6 protein-coding genes are annotated in these 5,537 nt (G+C 41.9%); 5 read left to right on the plus strand and 1 reads right to left on the minus strand.

Features of this window, described 5'->3' with window-relative positions; translation table 11 throughout:
* Positions 1-28: 28 nt before the first annotated feature.
* Together ACUVXA_RS15415 and ACUVXA_RS15420 are read left to right on the plus strand one after the other, a co-directional pair.
* On the plus strand, positions 29-373 hold the full coding sequence (locus ACUVXA_RS15415) for a hypothetical protein (protein WP_445872171.1): 345 nt from the start codon (positions 29-31) through the stop codon (positions 371-373).
* A 12-nt stretch (positions 374-385) separates the two neighbouring features.
* Positions 386-886, plus strand: a complete 501-nt coding sequence (locus tag ACUVXA_RS15420; protein ID WP_445872172.1) for an acetone carboxylase subunit gamma — start codon at positions 386-388, stop codon at positions 884-886.
* A 132-nt stretch (positions 887-1,018) separates the two neighbouring features.
* Here ACUVXA_RS15420 and ACUVXA_RS15425 read toward each other — a convergent pair whose 3' ends face one another.
* On the minus strand, positions 1,019-2,116 hold the full coding sequence (locus ACUVXA_RS15425) for a lipoate--protein ligase family protein (RefSeq protein WP_445872173.1): 1,098 nt from the start codon (positions 2,114-2,116) through the stop codon (positions 1,019-1,021).
* 374 nt (positions 2,117-2,490) lie between these two features.
* Between ACUVXA_RS15425 and ACUVXA_RS15430 the strand changes: the two genes are divergently transcribed.
* The 3 genes from ACUVXA_RS15430 to ACUVXA_RS15440 all read left to right on the plus strand — a co-directional run bounded on the left by ACUVXA_RS15430 (position 2,491) and on the right by ACUVXA_RS15440 (position 5,376).
* On the plus strand, positions 2,491-2,709 hold the full coding sequence (locus ACUVXA_RS15430) for a hypothetical protein (RefSeq protein WP_445872174.1): 219 nt from the start codon (positions 2,491-2,493) through the stop codon (positions 2,707-2,709).
* Between the two features lie 186 nt (positions 2,710-2,895).
* Entirely contained in the window at positions 2,896-4,107 is a 1,212-nt protein-coding gene (locus ACUVXA_RS15435; RefSeq protein WP_445872175.1) for an aminotransferase-like domain-containing protein, read from the plus strand.
* 210 nt (positions 4,108-4,317) lie between these two features.
* A complete protein-coding gene (locus tag ACUVXA_RS15440; RefSeq protein WP_445872176.1) occupies positions 4,318-5,376 on the plus strand; it encodes an LLM class flavin-dependent oxidoreductase in 1,059 nt (352 codons plus the stop codon).
* Positions 5,377-5,537 lie beyond the last annotated feature (161 nt).

Consider the following 5,537-nt stretch of genomic DNA (forward strand, 5'->3'; position numbering starts at 1 on the left):
AACCGAACACCATCTGGAAGTGTCCTAGATGGGTAAGTTTCGGACAACGGTTGCCAGAGATGTTAATAACGAGTCTGTGCTGTTCAGATTTGCAGAGAGTACCTATGGTGTGATTTTGGAACCTGATGAAAACACTGGGAAGTGGAAGGTAAATAAGGAGAAAACAGAGCAAAAAAGGAAAGAACTTAGAGAAGAAAGGGGAAGAAAAGCAATTCCGGTTAAAGAATGGATTGAAAAAACAAGGCCTCGGATCCTGGCGAAAGAAGTCTGCCAAGAAATAAGAGAAATGTACAATGACTCATTCCAGCTTTCCGAAAGATGGGGTAAAGAGTTCAAGGAGTTCTGGGGCTTGCCCGAGGATTTCTTATTCTAGGAGGTGGTTTGAGTGACGGGTTACACTAAAGAGAGAATTAGAAAACTCATCGAAGGAAATCTATCCTGGCCCGAAATTAAGGAAATGTTGAGCTCATCCAAAGATACAGATCGATTCGACAAGTATCTGGAAATACTCCAGGAAAAAGTATCTTGGAATGATAAAATCATACTGCCCTACTCCGAGCACCTCTACATAGTAGCTAAAGATGGTAAAAGAATCATTAAGTGTGACTGCGGCTACGAGTTTGGCAACTACCAAGAAAACTGGAAACTAAACGCACTAATATATGTGAGAGACACCGAAGAAAAACTAATGGAAATATACCCCAAATTTATGTCCACCAACACTAACTACCAAGTATTAAGAGAATATTTCTGTCCTCAGTGTAAAACCCTACTAGACGTGGAAGCCGTTCCCCCATTCTATCCACCAATATTCGATTTCCTACCAGACATAGACGCATTCTACAAAGAATGGTTAGGAAGAAACCCCCCAGACGCTGCAAAATGAGAAATAACCAGATAGTAAAAAAGCGTAGTCAGCCAAGTCATCAAGATTAAAAAATCATTTGAGAACAAGGACCCAATGAAATATCAAAAAAAGTTAAAGATAAAGAAAGAGAGGATTCCCTCTCATTTTAATTTACTTTTCTAATTTTTGTATGGCAAGTTTTCCCGCTTCTATTACCGGCTTCGCCATGTCTTCTAAGGTGAATCCCGAGTAGTCAATCTTGTTCTTTTCAAAAGCGTCCTTTATGGCTTTTGTGATGGCTTCTGCGTCGTCTGCCTTCAAGCCCTTGACTGATTCCATGATTTTCTCCCAACCATCAGCCGGGGAAATTAGAAAGTCGCCCGTGATGAGAACATCCTTAATGGTTTTACTCTTGTCAATAGCCACATTGGCGCTTATGAGCTTCATTGTTTTGAAGCGGTACGTTGCGGCTGTCAAACCATCCTGAAGCTCGGAGTACCACTTGCTATGTGCAACACTTTTCACCATCTTCTCATCGGTAAGCATACCCATCCCAAACTGTAAGAAGTTCTTCTCGTCCTGCGTCCAGGTTCCAGGTTCAAACTCTAGACCTAGCTTCTCTTTACAAATTTCTTGAAGGATCTTCGCAACTTCTTCCTCGCTTATTAATTTAGGCGCATGTGTTTCAATACTCGCAGCGTACTCGGTTATATCCTTTAGCATTTTGTCCTTAAGCTTCTCCTCTGGATATATGAGGTAGTCTTCAAAGAACTTGGTGTCCGGTTTAATCCTGTTAATGAAGGAGCCTACAATTATACCCTTCCCAAATTCGATGCAAGTAGTTCCCGAAAGCTTTCTCTCTCCGATCTTCACGTCGCCTGGATGTTTATACCATACGTCACTTATTCCTGCTCTTCGATAAAATTCTGTCACGATTTCTCCAGCCCAGATCTTCTCTGCCGTGTCTATATTGGGGAAAATATCTTTGGTAACCACTATTCCTGCTCCCATTCCTCCTGGGGGTGCCCACAATATTCCCGCTCCCGAGGGTCTTCTTCCGATGAGTATTTTGTCTTTTTTTATGTTATCGTATTTTAGTCCATCTAGGTCCTCATATTTTCCCAGGCTTACCGAGGGTCTGTCCCAGGTTAATACAAATAGGGTATTCGGAATTTTGTCCGCGTCTCTCAATCGCGGAAGTGAACCAAAAAGTACGAGGATTTCTACTCCGGTCATTTTCTTATCTGTAACAAATCTTGCTTTAGCCAACTCTTCTTCCTCCTATAATTCGCTTATAGTTTGTTTTGCTAATTTTTTATTTATACTTTTGGGCATGAGATGTCTTTGTGCATTTCGAGGGTTTTGTGGGCTCTTTCGATTGAGGGTGATTGGGTTTTTGAGGGTTCAAGCTCCTAGCCCAAAGAAGCTCTAAGAAGGCTCTTTTGAGCAAAAAAGGGGAAAATATAAGAGCGGTTAGAAAACAGTGAAAAAACCGTCACAGTCAACCAAAACCATCTCTCCCAAACAATCTACATCAGAAACTTTTTACGCCCATACTTTTCTTTAAGTATTTCGGGAATCCGATTTTTAGAGGTCCAATGCTAGGTTGTTGTATATGAGTCACTAAGATAGGAATTACGCAGTTGGGTAGTTATTTGTATGGGGTTGGTGATGAGATTGCTCCGCGTTCGTCTTCTTTTTCTATTTCAGCCTTTTTTAAACCTTCCTCTGAAAGGTGGACATTAAAAATTTCTGGCTTTCACCAACTCGAGGCAAAAGAGGAGAGTTCAACGCCGCCGCAGGCCCAGTTGGCCTACAAAACACTCCTCAACTGCGAAACTCCTATAAGAAATAAAAAGTAGAAATAGCTCACATCTGCATTATATAGTAGTACAATCTCCTTTCATGGAAATTATTTGTATTATATTCCTCTAAAAACAACACCCGTTAAATTAAAATGTGTTTCAATACAATACTTTACACTATTACACACTCCTTAAAAAAATGAGTGTAATATCAAAACTAACATTAAGAAAGGTGCACTAAAGATGAAAAAACCGATGGAAAACCTGTTTTCAGATTCGGCAAACAAACTCAAAGTCTCTGTCATCCGGGAACTTCTTAAATTAACCCTCAAACCAGAGGTCATATCCTTTGCCGGAGGGTTACCAAATCCTGACGCCTTCCCGGTACAGCAGATACACGAAATCACTCCCGGCGTGATCGGTAACACCAATGCACTACAGTACGGAACCACGGAGGGGGTGCCTGAGCTAAGGGGGGCTCTGAAAAAGAGAATGGCCACAAAAAACGTTAAATGCGAAGTAGAAAATATTCAAATCACCTCGGGATCCCAACAGGCCCTAGATATTCTGGGTAGAATCCTGCTCAATCCCAATGACTTGATTCTAACGACTTGTCCCACATATCTAGGGGCGATTCAAGCTTTTGGATTTCAGGATCCGAGATACGAATTGGTAGATATGGATGAGCACTCAGTAATTGTGGAGGATCTAGAAGCACGTCTTGAAGACATATACAAGAGGGGAGACAATAAACGATTAAAATTCTTCTATGTAACACCTACCTTTCATAATCCTGCAGGAGTAACTATTCCAGAAAAACGCCGAAAAGAAATAATGGAACTCTGCAACACTTACGATGTGCTAATAATTGAGGACGACCCCTACGGAGAACTAAGATACAGAGGTAAAGATCAACCCTTACTAAAATCGCTCGACACCGAGGACCGTGTAATCTATCTCAGCACCTTTTCAAAAATTCTGGTGCCCGGTTTCCGCATCGCCTGGATGGTGGCACCAACAGAGCTGGTTAAAAAATTCGTAATGGCGAAACAAGCGGTAGACCTCTGCACCACAACCTTCACCCAGTACATTGGCGCAGAATACCTGAACAAAGGCCACGTGGATCAACACATCGAAAAAATCAAGGAAATCTATGGAAGAAAAATGCAGATAATGCTCCAATCTATGGCAGAATACTTCCCCGAAGAAGCAGAGTACGCAGAACCCGACGGCGGGATGTTCGTCTGGGTCAGGCTACCCGAACACATAAACACCATAGAAATATTCCCCCAAGTGGTAGAAAAGAACGTGGCATACGTGGTAGGCTCCGCATTCTACCCCAACGGAAAAGGACTCAACACCATGAGACTAAACTTCACGCACCCCTCAGACGAAAAAATCGAAGAAGGTATAAAGAGGCTCGGAAACGTGCTTCATCAGATACTCGAAAAATAAGTCAAGCAACGAAAGCCACAAATTTTTACCTTTTTAATAATTTCCGCAACCTGCACAATTTTATGAAAAAATCTCTAAAAGCAGTGCTCAAAAGGTAGGGAAGACCTCTTAAAAATTAACAGAAAAATTAATTAGTTAATTTAAAGAGAGGTAGCCCCAAATCTAGATTCCTAAGCATGAACTAGGCGAGTATTATTCGAGGTGTTTTACTTGGTTTCATATGAGGATGTTAAATTTGGTTTCGTTCCTCCACAGTATCCCCTTGACCTAATACTGGAAACTAGCTTATACTCTGAAGATAAAGGATTGGATTCCATTTGGATGGCAGACCATACTGTAGGAATTGGAATCAAACACTGGGACTTTTACGAGGCTTGGAGTGTGCTAAGTGCACTGGCGGTGAAGACTAAGAAGATTCTTCTAGGGACCTGTGTTAGTGATCCCCATAGGCGCCATCCCGCTGTTTTGGCTCAGACTCTTATGACTCTGGATCACTTGTCTAAGGGGCGGGCGATTCTGGGGCTCGGGGCCGGTGAAGCTATGAACTTGGTACCTTACCATATAAAATGGAATCGTCCGGTTACTCGTCTGCGTGAAGCGGCTGAGGTGATTATTAAACTTTTAACCGAAGATTTTTCTGATTACCGGGGCGAGTTTTTCCAACTTGAGAAAGCTTTTATTCGACCGAGAGGTGTCCAAGAACCGCACCCTCCAATCTATTTCGGTGCGAATTCACCGAAAACTATGAGGATTTGTGCAGAGTTGGGTGACGGCTGGATACCTGTGGGTACTTTTATGAAGCCTGAGGATTATACAGCGAATTTTGAAAAAATTAAAAGGATGGCAAGAGAGGCGGGCAGGGATCCGGAGAAAATTGAGCCATCAATGTTCAACTATATGGTGGTAGCTAAGGACTATGACACAGCTTTCAAATTGGTGGAGTTTCCCGCAAAGATTCTTCTAGCTGGCTCATATGATACGCTTAAGGATTTTGGTATTGAGCCTCCCGGTATGAAACTGGATGTTCTACACTTTGTTTTTAACCCAGACACCATGATGGCTGCAGCGGGGGAAGTTATGAGTATGCCAGTTGAACCCATTGAAAAGAGATTTATCTTTGGCTCTCCAGACGACTGCATAGACAAGATAGCGAAGTATGCTGATGCAGGTGTAAAACACTTCGCTATGGCTATGTATGTTCCCTCCAAACTTAACCGTGAAACACTGGAACTCTTCATTGAGAAGGTGGTTCCATATTTCCGAGGCTAGTTTTTAATAGTAAATGGATGCCTGAATTCATCAAGTATCTTTCCAATTTTTTTAAAAAACTTGTATTCATAAACAATGTTAATCTTTTAAGTGATGTATTTGGGTGGATTGTAGAAGTTAGGGACATTTGTCACCCCTTGCTGTTAATTGGTAGGATGTCC

It is taken from the genome of Candidatus Jordarchaeum sp. (genome assembly GCF_052745115.1).

Bases quoted from the DNA above. Each gene is read 5' to 3' on its own strand.
- ACUVXA_RS15435 (WP_445872175.1), top strand. From the start codon at position 2,896: ATGAAAAAACCGATGGAAAACCTGTTTTCAGATTCGGCAAACAAACTC.
- ACUVXA_RS15415 (WP_445872171.1), top strand. From the start codon at position 29: ATGGGTAAGTTTCGGACAACGGTTGCCAGAGATGTTAATAACGAGTCT.